15 protein-coding genes and 1 pseudogene are annotated in these 18,825 nt (G+C 67.6%); 14 read left to right on the top strand and 2 right to left on the bottom strand.

Annotation, left to right across the window (positions count from 1 at the left end; all coding sequences use genetic code 11):
* Window positions 1–238 precede the first annotated feature (238 nt).
* The 5 genes and pseudogenes from AC08OJ_RS10870 to groEL form a co-directional block, all read left to right on the top strand.
* Window positions 239–370 (top strand): annotated as a pseudogene (locus tag AC08OJ_RS10870) (iron-sulfur cluster assembly protein); the annotation flags it as partial.
* A 268-nt stretch (window positions 371–638) separates the two neighbouring features.
* Window positions 639–878, top strand: coding sequence for a hypothetical protein (locus AC08OJ_RS10865; RefSeq protein ID WP_476592680.1), 240 nt, complete (start codon window positions 639–641; stop codon window positions 876–878).
* Window positions 879–903: 25 nt separating this feature from the next.
* Window positions 904–1,929, top strand: a complete 1,026-nt coding sequence (locus AC08OJ_RS10860; protein WP_476595667.1) for an NAD(P)-dependent alcohol dehydrogenase — start codon at window positions 904–906, stop codon at window positions 1,927–1,929.
* Between the two features lie 189 nt (window positions 1,930–2,118).
* Window positions 2,119–2,529, top strand: a complete 411-nt coding sequence (locus tag AC08OJ_RS10855) for a TCP-1/cpn60 chaperonin family protein (protein ID WP_476592678.1) — start codon at window positions 2,119–2,121, stop codon at window positions 2,527–2,529.
* Window positions 2,474–3,787 (top strand): chaperonin GroEL, encoded by a 1,314-nt coding sequence (gene groEL, locus AC08OJ_RS10850; protein WP_476595666.1) that lies wholly within the window; start codon window positions 2,474–2,476, stop codon window positions 3,785–3,787. Before AC08OJ_RS10855 ends, groEL begins: the two co-directional genes overlap by 56 nt.
* 178 nt (window positions 3,788–3,965) lie before the next feature.
* On the opposite strand, the gene AC08OJ_RS10845 is transcribed toward groEL, so the two are convergent.
* The gene (locus AC08OJ_RS10845) at window positions 3,966–5,813 is read right to left on the bottom strand and encodes a sigma-54-dependent Fis family transcriptional regulator (protein ID WP_476595665.1); all 1,848 of its coding nucleotides are present in this window, start codon (window positions 5,811–5,813) and stop codon (window positions 3,966–3,968) included.
* 182 nt (window positions 5,814–5,995) lie between these two features.
* Here AC08OJ_RS10845 and AC08OJ_RS10840 point away from each other — a divergent pair, with 182 nt between their 5' ends.
* From AC08OJ_RS10840 to AC08OJ_RS10805, 8 genes are read left to right on the top strand one after another with little or no spacing between them, the layout of a single operon-like run.
* Window positions 5,996–7,909 (top strand): hydantoinase/oxoprolinase family protein, encoded by a 1,914-nt coding sequence (locus AC08OJ_RS10840; RefSeq protein ID WP_476592675.1) that lies wholly within the window; start codon window positions 5,996–5,998, stop codon window positions 7,907–7,909.
* A 51-nt stretch (window positions 7,910–7,960) separates the two neighbouring features.
* Window positions 7,961–8,389: an acetone carboxylase subunit gamma gene (locus tag AC08OJ_RS10835; RefSeq protein ID WP_476592674.1), complete on the top strand. Its 429-nt coding sequence runs from the start codon at window positions 7,961–7,963 to the stop codon at window positions 8,387–8,389.
* 22 nt (window positions 8,390–8,411) lie between these two features.
* Window positions 8,412–10,538: a hydantoinase/oxoprolinase family protein gene (locus AC08OJ_RS10830; RefSeq protein ID WP_476595664.1), complete on the top strand. Its 2,127-nt coding sequence runs from the start codon at window positions 8,412–8,414 to the stop codon at window positions 10,536–10,538.
* A gap of 35 nt (window positions 10,539–10,573) precedes the next feature.
* Window positions 10,574–12,898 (top strand): hydantoinase B/oxoprolinase family protein, encoded by a 2,325-nt coding sequence (locus tag AC08OJ_RS10825; RefSeq protein WP_476595663.1) that lies wholly within the window; start codon window positions 10,574–10,576, stop codon window positions 12,896–12,898.
* Window positions 12,899–12,933: 35 nt separating this feature from the next.
* Complete coding sequence (locus tag AC08OJ_RS10820; protein WP_476592671.1) at window positions 12,934–13,746, top strand: hypothetical protein; 813 nt, start codon at window positions 12,934–12,936, stop codon at window positions 13,744–13,746.
* Window position 13,747: 1 nt separating this feature from the next.
* Entirely contained in the window at window positions 13,748–14,539 is a 792-nt protein-coding gene (locus AC08OJ_RS10815) for a CoA transferase subunit A (protein ID WP_476595662.1), read from the top strand.
* 1 nt (window position 14,540) lies between these two features.
* Window positions 14,541–15,227 (top strand): 3-oxoacid CoA-transferase subunit B, encoded by a 687-nt coding sequence (locus AC08OJ_RS10810; protein ID WP_476592669.1) that lies wholly within the window; start codon window positions 14,541–14,543, stop codon window positions 15,225–15,227.
* 29 nt (window positions 15,228–15,256) lie between these two features.
* Window positions 15,257–16,429 carry a thiolase domain-containing protein gene (locus AC08OJ_RS10805; RefSeq protein WP_476595661.1) on the top strand — a complete coding sequence of 391 codons (1,173 nt, stop codon included), beginning with the start codon at window positions 15,257–15,259 and terminating at the stop codon, window positions 16,427–16,429.
* Window positions 16,430–16,472: 43 nt separating this feature from the next.
* Here the strand turns inward: AC08OJ_RS10805 and hpnR are convergent, their stop codons facing one another.
* Window positions 16,473–17,981, bottom strand: coding sequence for a hopanoid C-3 methylase HpnR (hpnR, locus tag AC08OJ_RS10800; RefSeq protein ID WP_476595660.1), 1,509 nt, complete (start codon window positions 17,979–17,981; stop codon window positions 16,473–16,475).
* 396 nt (window positions 17,982–18,377) lie between these two features.
* Between hpnR and AC08OJ_RS10795 the strand changes: the two genes are divergently transcribed.
* A complete protein-coding gene (locus AC08OJ_RS10795; RefSeq protein ID WP_476592666.1) occupies window positions 18,378–18,530 on the top strand; it encodes a hypothetical protein in 153 nt (50 codons plus the stop codon).
* Window positions 18,531–18,825 lie beyond the last annotated feature (295 nt).

The raw sequence follows: 18,825 nt of genomic DNA, 5'->3' as shown, positions 1-18,825 counted from the left end.
GATCCCGGAGGACATGCAGGCCGAGTACGGCGTGCTCACCCCCGACATCAAGCGCAAAATTCTCGGTCTCAACGCGGCCGCGCTCTACGACATCGAGGTACCGGCCGAGGTTAGCGGGGCGGGCAGCGGTGCTCCGGCGTCGACGCCTCTCGTGGGCGCAGGGCAGTCCGTATGACCACACCCACAGTAACCAAGTAGGACCGGCCTGGCCGCGGACGTCTGGGAAGCTTTGGGGCGGGTGTACGACCCGGAGCTCGACCAGCCCGTCACCGAGCTGGGATTCGTCCATGCTCTGGTGGCCCAGGACGGGCGGGTGCAGGTTCGGCTCAGGCTCCCGACCTACTTCTGCGCGCCGAACTTCGCCTACCTGATGGTGTCCGACGCGCACGACGTGGTGAAGGAGCTGCCAGGGGTCACCGAGGTGGACGTGGCCCTGGAGGATCACTTCGCCGCCGAAGAGATCAACGCCGGAGTCGCCGCCGGAGACGGTTTCCCGGCGAGTTTCCCCGGGGAGGCCACCGGAGGCCTCGACGACCTGCGGATGACCTTCCTGCGTAAGGCGCACACCGCCAGCGGCCAAGCGCCTGGTAGCCGAGGGTTGGTCACCCGAGTCGCTGTACCGGGCCCGGCTGGCGGACATGCCGGAGTCGCCGGAACGACACAGCCTGCTGCGCCGACGGGACGCCCTCGGAGTGTCCCTGGCTCCCGAGGCGCCGCTGTTCGTCGACGACGACGGCCGTCCGATCGATCGCGAGGCGCTGCCTCTCCGGCTGCGATTTGCCCGGACCGTCCGGGTGACGATCGACGCAAACACCACGGTCTGCCGCGGTCTGCTGGAGACGCGGTACGGCCCTGTGGACCGCACACCCATGACGTGACAGCAACGAACGCGGAGGTGGGCCGATGAGGGCCGTCCAGGTCATCAAGTATGACAACGCGCCGCGGCTGGTAGACGTCCCCGAGCCCAAGATCCTCCATCCGCTGGATGTGGTGGTCAGAATCGGCGGCGCCGGTGTCTGTCGGACCGACCTGCATATCATCGAAGGGCAGTGGGAGCAGAAGTCGGGCGTGACCCTGCCGTACGTGCTCGGGCACGAGAATGCCGGCTGGGTGCACGAGGTTGGTTCGGCGGTGAGCGACATAGCCGTGGGCGATCCGGTCATCCTGCACCCGCTGGTCACCTGCGGGCTGTGCCAGGCCTGCCGGGACGGCGACGACGTGCACTGCGCCCGGGCGTCCTTCCCCGGGATCGACAGCGACGGCGGCTACGCCGAACTCCTGCGGACCAACGCCCGGTCGGTGGTCAAACTCGACCCGTCGTTGCAGCCGGCGGATGTGGCGGCACTGGCCGACGCCGGACTGACCGCTTACCACGCGGCACGCAAGGCAGCCGCGGCACTGAGTCCCGGTGACCGGGTCGTGGTGATCGGAGCCGGCGGTCTAGGCCACATCGGTGTGCAGGTGCTGCGTGCCCTCACCCCAGCCAAGATCATCGTCGTCGACCGCTCCGCCGAGGCGTTGCGGCTCGCCGGCGAACTGGGCGCCGACCACACGGTGCGGGCCGACGGCAGCGAGGTGTCCGCGGTACTCGATCTCACCGGGGGCAACGGCGCCGAGGCGGTCATCGACTTTGTCGGTGAAGGCGGTGCGATCGAAGCGGGTGTCGCCATGCTGCGTCGCGCCGGTTCGTACTATGTTGTCGGCTATGGCGGGGTGCTGAACGTCCCCACCATCGACATCATCTCCACTGAGATCAACTTCATCGGTAACCTGGTCGGATCGTACAGCGACCTCGTCGAGCTGATGGTTCTCGCAACCCGTGGCAAGGTCACCCTGCACACGAGTGCCTACCCCCTGGCAGAGTTCCACCAGGCGCTCGACGACCTTCACCACGGCAAGGTGCGCGGTCGGGCGATCCTGATCCCCTGATCTACTGATCACCCGGACCCGGTCTGTGAATGGCTCGGGAACCCAGGGCTCCGGCGGCGCGACTGTGCGATCGGATCGGGCTCCAGGTGGGGCTGGCTTCGCCATCATGCCCCGCCAGCTGCTCGCCGCCACGATCGTGCCGCCCTCGGCCCGCCCTGACGGATGCAGAGCGGAAGGACTGAGGAAGAGATGGCCAAGGATCTGCGGTTCAACGTCGAGGCGCGTCGCCTGCTGGAGGCCGGGGTCAATGCCCTGGCGGACGCCGTCAAGGTGACTCTGGGTCCAAAGGGCCGCAACGCCGTCATCGAAAAACTGACCGGGCCACCCACCATCACCAATGACGGTGTGACCATAGCCAGGGAGATCCAGCTGCGTAACCCCTTCGCCAACATGGGGGCGCAACTGGTCAAGGAGGTCGCGACCAAGACCAACGGCACTGCCGGCGACGGAACCACCACCACCGTGCTCGCGCAGGCCCTCGTCCGGGAGGGTCTGCATGCCGTGGACGGGGGCGCCAACCCGATGTTTCTCAAGAGCCAACCCGATGTTTCTCAAGAACGGCATCGAGGCTGCCGTGGCCGCCCTGCTGGAGGAGTTTGAAAAGTACCGGGGAGAGGTCGATGGCGAGGCCGATCTTGCCCGGATGGCGACCCTCGCCGCCAACAACGATGCCCGGATCGGCGACGTCGTGGCCGCGACCCTTGGCCGGGTGGGCTGTGACGGGGTGGTCACGGTCGAGGAATCCCCGCTATTCGGACTCGAGGTCAGCTTCGTGGACGGTATCGAGTTGGACAACGGGTACCTCTCGCCGTACATGGTCACCGACACCGAGCGGATGGAGGCCGCCTACACCGACCCCTACATCCTGTTGACCAACGAGAAGATCTCTCAGGTTCAGATCCTGATGCCGGTCCTCGAGCTGGTCACCCGGGCCGGCGGCCAGTTGATCGTCTTCGCGGAGAACGTCGAGGGACCGGCACTGGGCATTCTGGTCGCCAACAATGTGCACGGGACCTTCCGGTCCGCGGTGGTCCGGGCACCCGGTTTCGGTCACCGCCGGTTGGCAGAGCTCAACGATCTCGCGGTTTTTCTGGGCGGTCAGGTGATTACCGCGGATGCCGGGCTTTCCCTGGACCGGGTCACCCTCGGCCAGCTCGGGCGTTGCAAGAAGGCCACCATTACCGAGCATGTAACTACGATCGTCGACGGCGCCGGTTCCGCCACCGAGATCCATGCCCGGATCGACCAGCTCAAGCGGGAGTTCGAACGGGCGGAGAACGCCCACGACCAGGACACGTTGCAGACCCGGATCGCCCGGCTGTCCGGCGGCGTCGCGGTGATCAGGGTCGGCGCCGTGACCGGCGTGGAGCTGAAGGAGAAGCTGCACCGGGTCGAGGACTCCCTCGCGGCGGCACGGGCTGCTCTCGCCGAAGGTGTCGTGGCAGGCGGTGGTACCGCACTGCTGCAAGCGGCCTCGGCCCTTGACAAGCTCACGCTGGCCGGCGACGCCGCTGAAGGCAGGGAGATCGTCCGGCGGGCCATCGCCGAACCACTGCGCTGGATCGCGATCAACACTGGCTATGACGGCGACGAAGTGGTCAAGCGGGTCGCCGAGCTGCCGCGCGGTCACGGTTTCAACGCCGCGACCGGAGAATACGGGGACATGGCCGGCTTCGGTGTCATCGACCCGGTGAAAGTCACCCGTTGCGCGCTGCAGAGCGCGGCGTCGATCGCCGCGCTCTTGCTGACAACGGAAACCCTGGTTGTCGAGGAGGTCATCGGCAACCAGGGCGCCGTGATTGCTCCCGGATTCGGGGATCTCGCGGAGGGCCTGGTCCGGCCTTCCAACATCGCCTGATCGGCAGGAACGGTCTCGCGCCCGGTCAGCATCACCGTTTCCGGAGCGGATGACGCCGGTCCGGCGGGCCGCCTACCGCCGGACCGGCTTCGCGACTCTCCGCTTCGTACGGACCGCCGGCGCGGGGCGTGCCCTGGTTCAGACTGGACCAAGGGCGATCCGCCCCACCTGGGACGCGTCAGGCGGTGATGCCGTAGGCCTTCAGCTTGCGGTAAAGGCCGGACCGCGACATCCCGAGCCTGGCGGCCGCCAGCATTCGGTTGCCCTCGGTCTCTTGGAGGGCGGCGACAATCGTGTCCCGCTCAGCTGCCTCCAGCGGGGTGAGCACGTGCCGCGAGGTGGTCTGGCAGTACGCCGGCAGGTCCTGGGCCTGGATCTCCCCGACCGGTCGCCGCCGCAGCGCGTGTTCGAGGGCCTCGCGCAGCTGGGAGACGTTGCGTGGCCAGGAGTAGCGCGCGATGATCCGTTCGGCGGCTGGACTGAGCCGCACCTTGCGGTTGGGGGCTATGCCGCGCAGGACCGACGAGGTGATGGTGGAGAGGTCATCGGTACGGCATCGCAGCGGCGGCACGGTGATCGCTACCTCGAAGTGGCCGAGGAGTGCGTGGAACGGCAGGTCGGAGTCCAGCGAGGAGTCCGACAGGGTCGCAACGAATGAGGTGGTGCCGTCGAGCCGGCCGATCGCAGTCAAGAACGCGTCGAGCTGTTCGACTCCTTCGGTGCTGGCCTGGTCGACATTGCGGACGATGTAGAGGGTCGGCTCTGGCTTGCCCGCGAGCAGAGAGTCGATGTCGGTCTCGGAGTTCTCGATGGTCAGCTGGGAGGCGTCCATCGACACGCTTCGGCTGCCCGGGTGCGAGGCGTGGAAGATCTCGGCGACCAGGGTGAACTTGCCGGTGCCGGTCTCACCGAGCACGATCGCCGGCTTCTCCGCCATGAGGGCTTCGCGCAGCTTGTCGCACGCGCGTACCCACGCCGGTGACCGGCCACCGGTAATGGTCTCGTGCGGCCGGTACAGGTCGCCGGCGATGCGGGAGGTCTGCGGGGTCGCGACCGCGATCTGTGGCAGCACCTGCTCGGTGAAGTCGCCCGGCGATCCGGCCTTCTCCGTGGCAACGAGGTCGGCGATCACCACCATGCCGGCCACCTCGGAGCCGGTCAGGATCCGGGCGCCTCGGATGTGGACCATGCGTCCCCCCGGCAGGACCAGGGTGTCGCTCACCCGGTCGCGGCGGCTCATGAGGAAGGTCGCGTGCTCACGCAGGGTCAGCTGCTCGCTGGCGTCGAACAGGCGCTGGGCCGTGGCGTTGGCGATGAAGACCGAGTCACCGAAGGCGAAGACGGCCTGCCGGGACGCCCGGGCTTCGACGCGCAGGTAGGTCTCGCAAACGGCCTGCTGGGACTGGCTGCGATCCAGCAACAGGTTGCGGCTGATGTCCTTGGCGGCACTCTTCACCAAGGTGTGCATCAGCGGGCTCCAGGTCTGGGTGAGCGTGGAGATGTCCAGCACTCCCTCTACCCGGCCGGTGAGAGGATCGATGACCGGGGCGCCGGTGCAGGCGAAGCATTGCAGGGGCTCGGTGAAGTGCTCCGGCCCGACGATGCTGACCGGCTGACCGGCCTCGATCACGGTGCCCACACCGTTGGTGCCCATCATCGACTCGGAGTAGTTGAACCCTGGCGCGAATTCGACCCTGTCGAGCAACCGCCCGACCGTCGATGACAAGTCGATGCGCTGAACCAGCCTGGCCTTGTGGTCGGTCAGGGCGATGACCAGCGGGAGGTCCGCGGTGTCGTTGCCGAGCTGAGTGAGCACCGGGCGTGCGCAGCGCACCAGCCGGGACCCGGTGTCGATGTCGTCGATGTAGTCGCTGTGCGGCCGTGCGCTGTCGACGCCGGCCGCCTGGCTGCGTTCCCATGATGCCGCGAGCACGTCGGGGACACCGACGGCACCCGCGCGGCCGCACTCCAGGAAGTCTGCCCGGGCTGCGGCCGCCCGTAAGAGGCGGTTCGCGGTGTCCGGCATGTGCACCTCCTCGGGGGTCCTGGATGGCCCCGTGGAAGAACATCGTGGCTGAGAGCCACGCCACATCCAAGAACAGTGAGTGTCCAATTTTGGGACACCGACACCCGGTGGGACACCAGCAGGGTTGTCCCAACAACGGGGCCTGCGCATGGAACCCAGGGAGTCACGAACCGAGGAGCGTCATGGACACCCTGATCAACATCGACAACGGTGGCACGCTTACCGACATCTGCGTCTGGGATGGCGACCAGTTCACCTACACCAAGACCCTCACTACTCCGCACGACCTGTCGGAGTGCCTCTTCGACGGGATCGAGAAGGCCTCGGCCGCCCTCTACGGCGAGGCCAACACGGAGAAGCTTCTGCACGCTACGCAACACATCCGCTACTCGACCACGCAGGGCACCAACGCCCTGGTCGAGCGGCGGGGCCCGATGATCGGCATCCTCAGCACGATGCCGGGCCTGTTCGAGCAGATGCGCAGCCGTGAAGCCGAGAAGGACCTCTTCGACGGCCTGATCGCCGACCGGGTGCTCACCATCGACATGGGCGCGACCGATGAGGAGATCGACTTCGAAGTCGTCCAGCGGATCAACCAGCTCACCACCCTGGGTGCCGCCCGGGTGGTGGTGGCTGGTGAGTCGCCGGAACAGGAGCGTCGCCTACGCAGCGTGTTGCTGCGCAAGTTCCCGCGGCACCTGCTCGGCTCGATCCCGCTCCTGTACTCGTGGTCCCTCGCCGGCGACCGGGACCACCCGCGCCGGGTGTGGTCGTGCGTGCTCAACTCGTTCCTGCACCCGACCATGGAGCGGTTCCTGTACGCGGCGGAGCGGCGGCTGAAATCGTACAGGGTGCTCAACCCACTGCTGGTCTACCGCAACGACGGAGCCTCCTCGCGGGTGGCCAAGGCGGTGGCGCTGAAGACGTACTCCTCCGGGCCGCGCGGCGGCTTGGAGGGTACGGCGGCGCTGGCTCGCACGTACGGCCTCGAGCACACGCTGATGATGGACATCGGCGGCACCACCACCGACGTGGGGGTCGTCCGCGGCGGTGCGGCGGCGGCCGATGAGCGCGGCACCATCGAGGGCGTCTCGATCTCCTACCCGATGAGCAACGTGCACTCGACCGGTGTCGGCGGGTCCTCGGTGATCTCGATGGTGGACGGGCAGATCACGGTCGGGCCACGCAGTGTGGGGGCGGCCCCCGGCCCGGCCTGCTTCGGCTTCGGTGGCAAGGAAGCCACGATCACCGACGTCAACCTGCTGCTCGGCATCCTCGACGCCAGCACCTACCTCGACGGCACCTTCCGGCTCGACGCCGACCGTTCGGCCGCGGTCATCACCGAGACCATAGCCGAGCCGCTGGACATCAGCCTGGAGGAGTCGCTGATCCGGATGGAGCAGGCCTACTTCGAGGCGCTGGCACACTCCTTCGCGCACCTGATCCAGGAGAACTCGACCCTCGTCGCCTTCGGTGGCGCCGGCCCGATGAGTGCCGTCGGTGCCGCTCGTCCGGCAGGGGTGAAGAAGGTGCTGATCCCGCGGATGGCAGCGGTCTTCTCCGCGTTCGGCATTGCCTTCTCCGACATCGGCAAGACCTACGAGGTCGGCGTGCCGGAGCCGACCACGGCAAGCACCACGGCGACGTACGACGAGATGCTCGCCCGGGCCAGGCGCGACATTTTCCAGGAGGGCTACGACCTCGACGACTGCCGCACCGAGGTATTGCTCACCATCGAGGAGACCGACGGGTCGCCGGTGGAGACCAGGCCGTACCAGTCCGGCGACGCCGTGGACTTCCCCGGGAAGCAGGTCTCCCTGCAACTGTCGGTGACGGCCGCGCTGCCGCACCCCGAGGTTGCTCCCGACACCGACGTGCCCGCGATCCGGGTGACGAGCAATGAGACCCGCCTGGTCCGTTCCGCGCCCGACCAGGTCGACAAGGTGCCGGTGTTCGTGCTCGCCGAGACGCCGCCCGGTGGGAGTGGCGAGGGCCCGGTGATCGTCGAGGGTCCGTTCTTCACCGCTCGCGTGCTGCCCGGCTGGCAGTTCCGGGTCACCGCCTCGGGGGACCTGCTGCTGACCGACACCCAGTGACCTCCTTGACCACCCCGAGCATCCCCTGACCGCCACGAGAGGAAAGTCATCATGCGGGTTCCCATGACCGAATACCTGGTCATCGATCTCGATACCGAGCGCTGGGTCTGCCGGGTGTGCGGCCGCGACATCTGGTCTGCCCACGGGAACTACAAGCTCGGCTGCCTGGTCTACGACCGCGACCCACGGGAGATCCACCAGCCGATCATCGACCCCGACCGCTACGAGTTCACCTTTTCCCCGGACCCGGCGTACTGCCGGATCCTGGAATTCTACTGCCCCGGCTGCGCCACCCAGATCGAGACCGAATACGTGCCGCCGGGACACCCGCCGACGGCCGATCTCGTCATCGACGTCGCCGCGCTGCGCGCCCAGTGGGAGGAACGCGGCGTCGACCCCGAGCAGGTCCACAACTACGGGCCCGGCGAGGACGCGCAGAAATACACCGCCATGCACAAGGCGGCCGGCCACATCCGCTGATCTCGCAGGGAGAACCGAGACAATGAAACGTATCTCCGTCGACATCGGCGGCACCTTCACCGACTGCTTCTTCGTTTGGGACGAGACCTACGTCGAGGCGAAGGCGCTGACCACGCACCACAACCTGGCGCTGGGCTTCAACGAGGCGCTCGACCTGGCGTGCAGCCGGGCCGGACTGGACCGCGGCACCGTGCTCACCGAGGTCGACTCGGTCCGCTACGCCACCACCCTGGGCACCAACGCTCTCATCGAGCGCAAGGGACCCAAGGTGGGGGCGATCGTCACTCATGGCTTCGAGGACACCATCCCGCTCTCCCGCGGCCGGGGGTACGGCGAGGGCCTGGACTACTCGATGCAACAGAACCTCCCGGCAGCCGAACGGCCCGAGCCGCTGGTGTCGCGGTACCTGATCCGCTCGGTCAAGGAACGCGTCAACTCGGCCGGCAAGATCGTGGCGAGGCTCGATCCCGAGGACGTCCGCACGGTGGTCCGTGAGCTGGTGGATGCCGGCGCCGAGGCCCTGGTGGTTTCGCTGGTCAACGCCACCGAGAATCCCGAGCACGAGCTGGCGATCCAGGAGATCATTCTCGACGAGTTCCCGGCCCACGAGCTGGGTGCCATCCCGCTGCTGCTGGGCCACCAGGTCTCTGGTCGCAAGGGCGAATACGTGCGGGCGACCTCCACCATCGTGGACGGCTTCCTGCACGAGATCATGTTTCACGCGCTCAGCCAGCTCTCGAACAACCTGCGCGACTCCGGCTACGGCAAGCCGATGCTGGTCATCCACAACTCCGGTGGCATGGCGCAGATGAACTCCACCGACGCCCTGCAGACCATCCACTCCGGTCCGATCGCCGGCGTCGGCGCCGCGGAGCATCTGTCGAACGAGACGGGCCTGGGCCATGTGATCTCCACCGACATGGGCGGCACGTCCTTCGACATCGGCCTGGTGCCCGAGGGCGGCGTGAAGCACTATGACTTCCTGCCGACCATCGACCGCTGGCTGGTGTCGGTGCCGATGGTGCACCTCGACACGCTCGGTGCCGGCGGCGGCTCCATCGCGTCGTACGACCGGATCCACAACTCCATCAAGATCGGCCCGGAGTCGGCCGGCTCCAACCCCGGCCCGGCCTGCTACGACCGCGGCGGACTACGCCCGACGGTGACCGACGCCGACCTGTTGCTCGGCTATCTGGACCCGGACAACTACGCCAACGGCTACATCAGGATCAACCCGAAGCGCTCCCGGTTCGCCGTCGAAGAGAACTTGTGCGACCAGCTCGACATGGACGTTCTCGACATCGCCCGCGCGATCAAGGATGGCGTCGACGAGCAGATGGCGATCGGCATCGGCAAGGAGCTGCGGGTGCGCGGCTACTTGCCGGAGGACTTCACGATGCTCGCCTACGGCGGCAACGGTCCGCTGCACGCCTGCGGTATTGCTCGCCATGCCGGCATCAAGCAGATCCTGGCCCCGCCGTTCTCGTCGGTGTTCTCCGCCTGCGGCGCCGGCAACATGAAGCAGCTACACTTCCACGAGCGCGGCGTGCACATCACGATGTACAACGCCACCTCCCGGTCGCTGTACGACAAGTACGAGGAGTTCAACGCGATCGTCGAGGAACTCGAGGCCCGGGGCCGGGAGGACCTGGTGCGTCAGGGCTTCGCGGCCGAAGACGTGAAGTACCGCCTGGAACTGGACATGCGCTACGGCAACCAGTTGCTCACCCAGGCTGTCGCCCTCGACATCAACCGGATGAACGGTGTCGGCGACGTACTGCACATGATCCGCACCTTCGGTGATGTCTACAGTCACCGGTTCGGCGCCAGCAGCGCGGCACCCGAAGCCGGGATCCGGGTGGGGACCGTGCGGGTGGCCTCCTATGTCGACGGCGACGTCGTCAACTTCGACTCGCTGGAGGCCGGCGGCGAGCGCACGGTGCCGACCGAGGTGTCGCACCGCAAGGTCTACTTCATCGGCCAGGACGACTCGATCGAGACGCCGGTCTACGACCAGACCGCGCTGTCGCACGAGCGGGTGATCCCCGGTCCCGCGATCGTCACCACCGAGAACACCACCTACCTCGTCGAGCCGGGCTGGCGTCTGGAGCCGACGGTGCAGGGCGCCGTCTGGTTCCTGCAGGACTGATCGAGTACACCGTCGAGCGCACCAGGGAGAAGACGATGACTGTCACGGACGACAGCGCCACGCAGGAGCAGGCCACCGAGCAGAGCACCCTCACGCCCCAGGAGCGGGCGTGGGTCGACCAGTTCATGGACGAGACCACTCTCTTCCTCGGTCCCGACCCAGTGATCATGCGTGACCACTCCATCCAGGAACGGACGTCGCGGGAGGAGACGGCGATCGCCGCCGGTGTCGACCGGCTGGTGGTCGAGCGGATCCGCAAGCGGATTGCCGGTGCGCTCGACGAGGGCTACGAGATGTGCGAGGCACAGGGTGCCGCACCCGGGGCGAAGTGGGGTGACCTGACGACCGCGATCTACACCGCGGCCGGGGACGTCTCCTACCTCTCCTGCCACGGGGTGATCGCGTTCTCCGCGATCCTGCACCACCCGATCCGGTACATCGTGAAGTACTGGAAGGACGAGCCGACCGTCGGCATCCACGAGGGCGACGGATTCATCCACAACGATGCCCGGTTCGGCAACGTCCACAACACCGACCAGTCGATGATCATGCCGGTCATACGTGGGGGCGAGATCATCGCGTGGGTGGCGGCGACCATCCACGAAGGCGAGAACGGCGCCTGCGAGCCGGGCGGCATGCCGTCAGGCTCGGAAACCCCGTTCGACGACGGCCTCCGGATGAGCCCGTTCAAGATTGTCGAGCGTGGTCATCTGCGCCGAGACCTGCTGACCTTCCTCCAGCACTCGGTGCGCGACCCCAAGCTGCAGCTGGCCGACCTGAAGGTGAAGATCACCGCGGTGCGCAAGATCATGGAGCGCATCGACAAGGTCATCGACGAGGTTGGCGTCGACACGTTCGTGGCGGCCCTGCGGGTCACCGTCGAGGACGTCGACGCCGAGGTCCGCCGCCGGATCTCCGAGCTTCCCGACGGCACGTACTCCTTCAACCAGTTCATGGATTCGACGCTGAAAGAGAACATCCTCATCAAGATCGCCTGCAAGATCCACGTCAAGGGCGACAAGATGACCGTCGACCTGCGTGGCACCGGACCGGAGATCATCAACCGGGCGATCAACTCTCCGCTGTGCTCGGTGAAGTCGATGATGATGCAGGCGATCCTGGCGTTCTGGTGGCCAGACCTGCCGCGCTGCACGGCGGCGATGAGCTGCATCGAGATCATTTCCGACGAGGGCACCTGGGCCGACGCGTCCTATGACGCCCCGATGGGGCAGTCGTTGCAGGCCTCGTTCCGAGGCTTCTCGATGATGCAGGCGCTCTACGGAAAGATGTCGTTCTCCATGCCGCACAAGTACTCGAACATCGTGGCTAACTGGTTCAACCAGATCAACACGTTCCTGTGGGGCGGTGTCACCCAGCACGGTGACATGGTCGGCAACCTGTGTGCCGACCTCAACGGCATGCCCGGGGGAGCCAAGCCCTTCCGGGACGGTGAGGACGCCGTCTCGCCGCTCTTCTGCGCCATGGCCGACACGGCCGAGCAGGAGGTCATGGAGGAGGAGGTGCCCTTCATGCAGCTGGTGGCCAAGCGCCTGGTCCGCGACAACATGGGCTTCGGCAAGTTCACCGGCGGCATGGGCTACGAGATGATCGTGGCCGCCGAGGGCACGCCGGAGTGGGGCTTCATGACGGTGACCTCCGGAGCGAAGTTCTCGTCCATCTACGGCATGTTCGGGGGCTACGGCTGCGGCACCTACCCGCTGGCGATGGTCAAGGGCACGAATGTCTACGAGCACATTCGCCGGGACAACAAGAAGTTCGACCTCTCGATTGAGAAGGTCATGAACGAGCGTCCGTTCCCGGATGGGAAGTACTCGACCTATCACATGGGTCTGCAGTACGACCGCGCCAAGGACGGCGAGCTCTACATGAGCTCCCAGGGTGCCGGTGGTGGGTACGGTGACCCGCTGGAGCGTCTGCCTGAGTCGGTGGTGCGCGATGCCGAGCTCGGCCGGATCAGCCAGAAGGTCGCCGAGGAGATCTTCGGTGTCCGCTATGACCCGATCACCTTCCGGCTCGACGCCGAGGGCACCAGGCAGGCCCGCGAGCGGGTCCGCCAGACGCGCCTGACGCGCGGCAAGCCCTACGCGGAGTTCGTCAAGGATTTCGTCACCGAGGAGTCGCCGAAGGACCTCCTCTACTACGGCTCCTGGGGCGACGACACCAACGACCTCACCGCCACAGTGTTCACCATCGACGGTCCCCAGCGGGTCAAGGCGCCACTGAAGGAACTGCCGATCATCGTGATCCCGGACCGCCGGGAGCTGAAGATCGCGGCGCTGGAGGCGCGCGTGCGGGAGCTGGAGGACAGGCACGGCGAGGACGTCAAGCGTCTCGCCTGAGGTTCCGTCTCGCCTGAGGTTCAAGGAGCACTGAAATGTCTTCTCTCACTGCCCTGCTCGCTGCCGCGCCCGGCGGCCGGGCGCTGGTGATCGACCATGATGCCTACGCGACGGCAGTGCTACGGCAGGGCAGCGAGATCCCCTGGGGTGACCTCGCCGCCCTGACCGGGCACGTCGCCCAGGTCCATGCCCTGCTGGACCCGGATGCGGTGTTCATCAATGCCGAGGCGTTCTACGACGCGTATCTCGCGGCGACGCCTGACCTGGTGAGCGCCCTAGGGAAGCGTAGCCGCACGGGCTACGCGTTACGCACCCTGCTCGGTGACGAGCCCGCCGTCGAGCGGTTGGTGCTGACCATGCGCACGCTGGCGGACTCGACCCGGCGACGGGTCGTGCTGTCGGTGCCGTCGCCCGCGAGGTGGTTGCTGCGGGCACACGACCGGGCCGGTACGGGGCTGGACGAGGTGAGCGAGGACCACGCCGACAGCGCCTCCATGTACCTCGCCGAATGGCTGGGGCGCCTGGGGTCGCCGCCGCTGGGACTGCTGCTCCTTGATGCCCGGGCCTGCTCCGGGGACTCCGCCACGCTGGAGTCCCCGGAGCAGGCGGGTGGCTATACCTCGCTGACCAATGTGGCCGGGCACTTCGACTGGACGCTGGCGGTACGATTCGACTCCTCGGTTGACGTGGCCGGCGATGTCACGCGGGCTGTCGTCCTTCCCGAGGCGTTCTGGCATGGCGAGGGGGAGGCACCTCGTGACGGAGCCCAGCTTGTGCTGACCACCATCCCGGCCAATGCGCCGCCCGAGACGGTTCTGCTGCGCCGGGCCCTGCTAAAGGAGGGGTGAGATGGACAAGGTTGTGGCGTCGGCGCAGGAGGCGGTCGCCGACATCCCGGTCGGGGCCAGCGTGGCGAGTGGTGGCTTCGGGGTCTGCGGTATCCCGTCGGTGCTCCTTGCCGCGCTCGCCGAACAGGGGGCCTCGGACCTGACCATCATTTCCAACAACTGCGGGATCCCGGGTGTGGGTAACTCGCTGCTGCTGGAGGGCGGGCGGATCCGCCGTCTGGTGGCGTCGTACGTGGGGGAGAACAAGGAACTGGAACGGCAGTACCTCTCCGGGAAGGTCGAGATCGAGTTCAACCCGCAGGGGACGCTGGCGGAGCGGTTGCGCGCCGGTGGAGCCGGGATCGCCGCGTTCTACACCCGCACCGGCGTCGGCACGCAGGTCGCCGACGGCGGGCTGCCGATCAGGTATGACGCCTCGGGTGAGGTGGCGCTGGCCTCGCAGCCCAAGCCGACCGAGGTCTTCGAGGTCGACGGGGTGCCGCAGGTCTTCGTGCGGGAGACGGCGCTGCGGCCGGACTTCGCCCTGGTGCGGGCCCGGCGTGGTGACCGGCACGGCAACCTGGTTTTCCGCAAGGCCGCCCGCAACTTCAACCCGCTCTGCGCCATGGCCGGGAGGGTGACGATCGCGGAAGTGGAGGAACTCGTCGAGCCGGGTGCGCTGGAGCCCGACGAGATCCACCTGCCCGGAGTCTTCGTGCAGCGGGTGGTGGCGTTGACGCCCGACCAGGCCGCGGACAAGGGGATCGAGCGGCTCACCCTGCGTGCCGTCACGACTGCTGCAGGAGGTGCCTGACATGCCTTGGTCCCGGGACGACATGGCCGCCCGTGCGGCGGCGGAACTCAACGACGGGGACTACGTCAACCTCGGCATCGGTCTGCCGACGCTGGTTCCCAACCACGTGCCCGACGGCGTGGAGATCGTGTTGCAGAGTGAGAACGGCATCCTCGGCCTGGGCCCCTACCCGGTCGCCGGCGAGGAGGACCCGGATCTCATCAACGCCGGCAAGGAGACGGTGACGACCGCGACGGGAGCAAGCTTCTTCGACTCCGCCACCAGTTTCGGGATGATCCGTGGGGGGAAGATCGATGCGGCGATCCTCGGCGCCATGCAGGTCAGCGAGCGCGGGGACCTGTCGAACTGGGTGGTGCCCGGCAAGCTGGTCAAGGGCATGGGGGGCGCGATGGACCTGGTCCACGGCGCCCGCCGCGTGATCGTTCTGATGGAGCACTGCGCCAAGGACGGATCGCCGAAGATCCTGCCCGAGAACACGCTCCCGCTGACCGGCACGGGTGTCGTGCAGCGCATCATCACCGACCTCGCCGTCATCGACGTGACCTCCGATGGTCTGGTGCTGGTGGAGACGGCGCCGGGCGTCACAGCCGACGACGTGCAGAAGGTGACACCGGTACGGCTGGCTCGGGTGGGCACGAAGCCTGGTGCCGGCGTGGCGGGCGGACCTGCCGGGGTGTCTCAGCAGTGAAGGGTGTCTGAGCGTTGAAGGGACCGGATGTGGACCACGATGATGTGGAGATCGTGGGCTGGGGTCATACCCCGTTTGGCCGTCTGCCCGAGGAGACTCTGGAGTCGCTGATCGTCGCCGCCGCGCGGGAGGCGATCGCGTCGGCAGGCCTGCGCCCGCGGGAGATCGACGAAATTGTTCTCGGTACCTACAACGCGGGGTTGCAGCCGTTGGCGTTTCCTTCCTCGCTGGTCCTGGAGGCCGATGACGATCTGCTGTTCACCCCGGCGACCCGGGTGGAGAACGCGTGTGCGAGCGGGTCGGCCGCGCTGCTGTGCGGGGTGCGGGCGATCCAGTCCGGGCAGGCGCGCCGGGTGCTGGTGGTCGGGGCGGAGAAGATGACCCACGCGCCGGCCGAGGCTGTCGGCGGGGCTTTGCTGGGTGCCGACTACGAGCATGCCGGCGGGTTGTCCGGTGCCGGGTTCGCGCGGTTGTTTGCCGATGTCACCGAGGCCTACTTCACCAAGTACGGTGATCACAGTGACGCGCTGGCACGGATCGCGGCGAAGAACCACCGTAACGGGGTGGTGAACCCGTACGCCCATCTGCGTTCCGATCTCGGCTTCGAGTTCTGTAGCACGGTCGGTCCGCGTAATCCGATGGTCGCGGGCCCGCTGCGGCGCACGGACTGCTGCCCGGTCTCGGATGGTGCCGCCGCGGTGGTGCTGGCCGCGCCGGGTAGTACGCCGCGTACCCCGGCGGTGCGGATCCGTGCCCTGGCGCAGGCCAACGATTTCCTGCCGGCCGCGCGGCGTCATCCGCTGGCGTTCGCCGCCGCGCACTGGGCCTGGCAGGCGGCGTTGGGGCAGGCCCGGGCGCGGCTGTCCGACCTGCACCTGCTGGAACTCCACGACTGTTTCACCATCGCGGAGCTGCTGGAGTACGAGGTCGTCGGGTTGTGCCCGCCCGGCGGCGGGGGTCAGGTCATCCTCGGTGGGGTCGTGGACCGGGACGGCACGCTGCCGGTCAACCCCTCCGGGGGGTTGAAGGCCAAGGGCCATCCGGTTGGTGCCACCGGGGTGTCCCAGCATGTGATGGCGGTGCTGCAGCTCACCGGCAACGCCGGGGCGATGCAGATCCCCGGGGCCACCGTCGCCGGGGTGTTCAACATGGGTGGCCTGGCGGTCGCCAACTATGCGAGTGTCCTGGAACGGGTGCGATGAGCGCCCGCACCGGCCGGGACCCGTACCGGTTTCGTTCGGGTCGTCATGGATCAGTCCTCTCCCGTTCCCGGCTCGCCACCGGATGGCGTGCGGCGGGCTGATGGACGTACAGCTCGCGCCGCCGCGGGGTCATGGCCGCGGGGACGGGCTCCGGCAGCCGGTAGCGGGCGGGATGCTGGTGCTCGGCGTACAGCCGGTCGGCATTGTAGACCCGGGGGAACTTCCAGAGCATCCGTGGGAAGTTCGTCTGGCCGTGCGCCAGGTTCGCGGTGACGATCCGGGCGGTCGCGGCAAGCGCCTTCGCGCCGAGGTGTTTGCGGTTGAGGACCGCCTGGGTGGAGACGAGCTCGCGGTAGAAGCGGTCGAGGGGAAGCCGGGTGGGGACGACGGCGTGCTGGATGTCGAACAGCCGGTAGTCCAGGGTGGTGAGCCGCCGGGACTGAGTGTGCCAGATCTCCGTACCCGGGTAGGGGGTGCACACCGTGAGATGCACGATTTCCGGCACCGACAACGCCCATTCGTGGACGAGACGGAACTGCTTCTCGTCCCAGTCCGGGTCGGCGATGAGGTTCACCGCGACCGTGATGCCGATCTTTCGGGCGACTTCGAGGGCGCGGATGTTCTCGTCCGGGGAGATCCGCTTGTGGTGGAGGTCCAAGCCGTCCGCGTCGAGGGCCTCCATGCCCAGAAACATGTATTCGAGGCCGAGGCGGCGCCAGCGCTCGAACACCTCGGGATGGCGCAGCAGGACGTCGCTACGGGTTTCCAGATAGTACCGTTTGCGAATCCCTCGGCGTTCGACCTGATCGGCGATGGCCATGCCGTGTTCGGGCCTGATGAAGGCGACGTCATCGACGATGAAGACGTTCGGTGCCCGGATGGCGGACAGTTCCTCGCCGGCCGCGTCCGGGGAGAGGCGGCGGTAGCTGCGGCCGTAGAAGGTCCAGGCGCTGCAGAAGGAGCAGTCCCATGGGCAGCCGCGGGTGAACTCGACCGATGCGCACGGGTCCAGCTCCCCGATGAAGTAGCGGCGGCGGTGGGCCAGCAGATGGCGGGCCGGCAGCGGCTCGTCGAGGCTGGGTAGCAGGGCCGGGATCGGGCCCGCCCCGTCGGCGGTGACCGCGCCCGGGACGTCGGCGAGACGGGCGCGGTCGGCCTCGAGGATGCGCGGGGCGACCACTTCGCCCTCGCCGCGCGCGACCACATCGAGTGCGCCGTCGCCCTGCTTCAGCAGGTGCTCGGCGATGAAGGAGACGCTGTGGCCGCCGGCCACGACCAGGCAGCCGGGCAGCTCCCGCTTCGCCCGGTGCGCGAGCTCGATGACCTCGGGGACGTTCGCGAGGTAGTTCACCCCGAACATCACCGCGTCGGGACGACACTCTCGCAGGCGGCGCGCGTAGGTGGCCGGTTTCTCCACCTGAAGATCGATCAGGCTCACCTCGTGGCCCGCGGCGAGCAGCGCGGCCGCCACCCGTTCCAGCCCCAGCGGTTCGAGCCGTAGAAAGATCTTCGAGTACATCAGCGCGCTGGGATGAACCAGTAGGACACGCATGATGCTCCTCTCGACTGTTCGAGGACGGCCCTGGGTGTTCGAGGACGGGCCTGGGCGGACCGGACTGACGCGGACTGCTGCGGTCCCGTCCCGAACGTGCGTGCCGGGTACCCTGCGTGCCGGGTACTGCCCGTGGATCGCTCCCTGCCCGGGGCGCCGACTCCGCGTCGCCTGTCATCTTCCTGTTCCTGCCCCGGAGCGCCGGCCTGACTCGGGAACGAACCTTACATTCGGCTGACAATGACGTCGGTGCGTCGGGCACCGGTCCTTCAACGGCCCGAGAGCCCGGCCGGGACCGGCCGGGCTCGGCTACCGGCACGTTCCGCGACTGATCGTGGCGGATCGGCTGCTTGCGGCGGGGAGCGGGCGGTTGCGGGGGAGGGGCTCGATCAGCTGGTGGTCTTGGACCAGGTGCCGTCGCAGGCGAACCAGGTCGAGGAGGCACTCGTGGCGGGGCGGGACGCCGCGCAGATCAAGCAAGCTGCCGCTGAGCTGTGGGCGAAGACGAACTCGAGCCTCCCGTCCCCCCGGGCCTGGCGGGGCCCATAATGGGCATTCCCGGAACGGGAGCATCAGTCAACAAGCGACCACCGTTCGAACGGCGTGTCGAGGGGATCAACTCGCCTGGCTCAACCAATAAAAACTTGGCCTGAGCTCGGAGAGCAACGTAACAGCCGTCGAAGGCACTTTCGGCGGGCTCCCACGAGATGCTGGTCACAGCGGAGAACCGATGTCCAGGGAAATTCAACCGACAAACATGGCATCGGAACAGCCGGGTACTTCTGCGGCGAGCGGTGCTGGCCGGCTCGTTCGGTGAGCGTCGCGCTGCGCACGTCACGCCGTG

It is taken from the genome of Frankia sp. CgKIO3 (assembly GCF_977946435.1).
The sequence above is the reverse complement of the archived record's forward strand: the minus strand, read 5'-3'. Positions and strand labels throughout refer to the sequence as shown.

Excerpts from the sequence above, each read along its gene's own strand:
- AC08OJ_RS10855 (WP_476592678.1), top strand. The coding sequence starts at position 2,119 with ATGGCCAAGGATCTGCGGTTCAACGTCGAGGCGCGTCGCCTGCTGGAG.
- AC08OJ_RS10865 (WP_476592680.1), top strand. The coding sequence starts at position 639 with ATGCCGGAGTCGCCGGAACGACACAGCCTGCTGCGCCGACGGGACGCC.
- AC08OJ_RS10860 (WP_476595667.1), top strand. The coding sequence starts at position 904 with ATGAGGGCCGTCCAGGTCATCAAGTATGACAACGCGCCGCGGCTGGTA.
- AC08OJ_RS10825 (WP_476595663.1), top strand. The coding sequence starts at position 10,574 with ATGACTGTCACGGACGACAGCGCCACGCAGGAGCAGGCCACCGAGCAG.
- AC08OJ_RS10820 (WP_476592671.1), top strand. The coding sequence starts at position 12,934 with ATGTCTTCTCTCACTGCCCTGCTCGCTGCCGCGCCCGGCGGCCGGGCG.
- AC08OJ_RS10835 (WP_476592674.1), top strand. The coding sequence starts at position 7,961 with ATGCGGGTTCCCATGACCGAATACCTGGTCATCGATCTCGATACCGAG.
- AC08OJ_RS10810 (WP_476592669.1), top strand. The coding sequence starts at position 14,541 with ATGCCTTGGTCCCGGGACGACATGGCCGCCCGTGCGGCGGCGGAACTC.
- AC08OJ_RS10845 (WP_476595665.1), bottom strand. The coding sequence starts at position 5,813 with ATGCCGGACACCGCGAACCGCCTCTTACGGGCGGCCGCAGCCCGGGCA.
- hpnR (WP_476595660.1), bottom strand. The coding sequence starts at position 17,981 with ATGCGTGTCCTACTGGTTCATCCCAGCGCGCTGATGTACTCGAAGATC.
- AC08OJ_RS10815 (WP_476595662.1), top strand. The coding sequence starts at position 13,748 with ATGGACAAGGTTGTGGCGTCGGCGCAGGAGGCGGTCGCCGACATCCCG.
- AC08OJ_RS10840 (WP_476592675.1), top strand. The coding sequence starts at position 5,996 with ATGGACACCCTGATCAACATCGACAACGGTGGCACGCTTACCGACATC.
- AC08OJ_RS10830 (WP_476595664.1), top strand. The coding sequence starts at position 8,412 with ATGAAACGTATCTCCGTCGACATCGGCGGCACCTTCACCGACTGCTTC.
- groEL (WP_476595666.1), top strand. The coding sequence starts at position 2,474 with ATGTTTCTCAAGAACGGCATCGAGGCTGCCGTGGCCGCCCTGCTGGAG.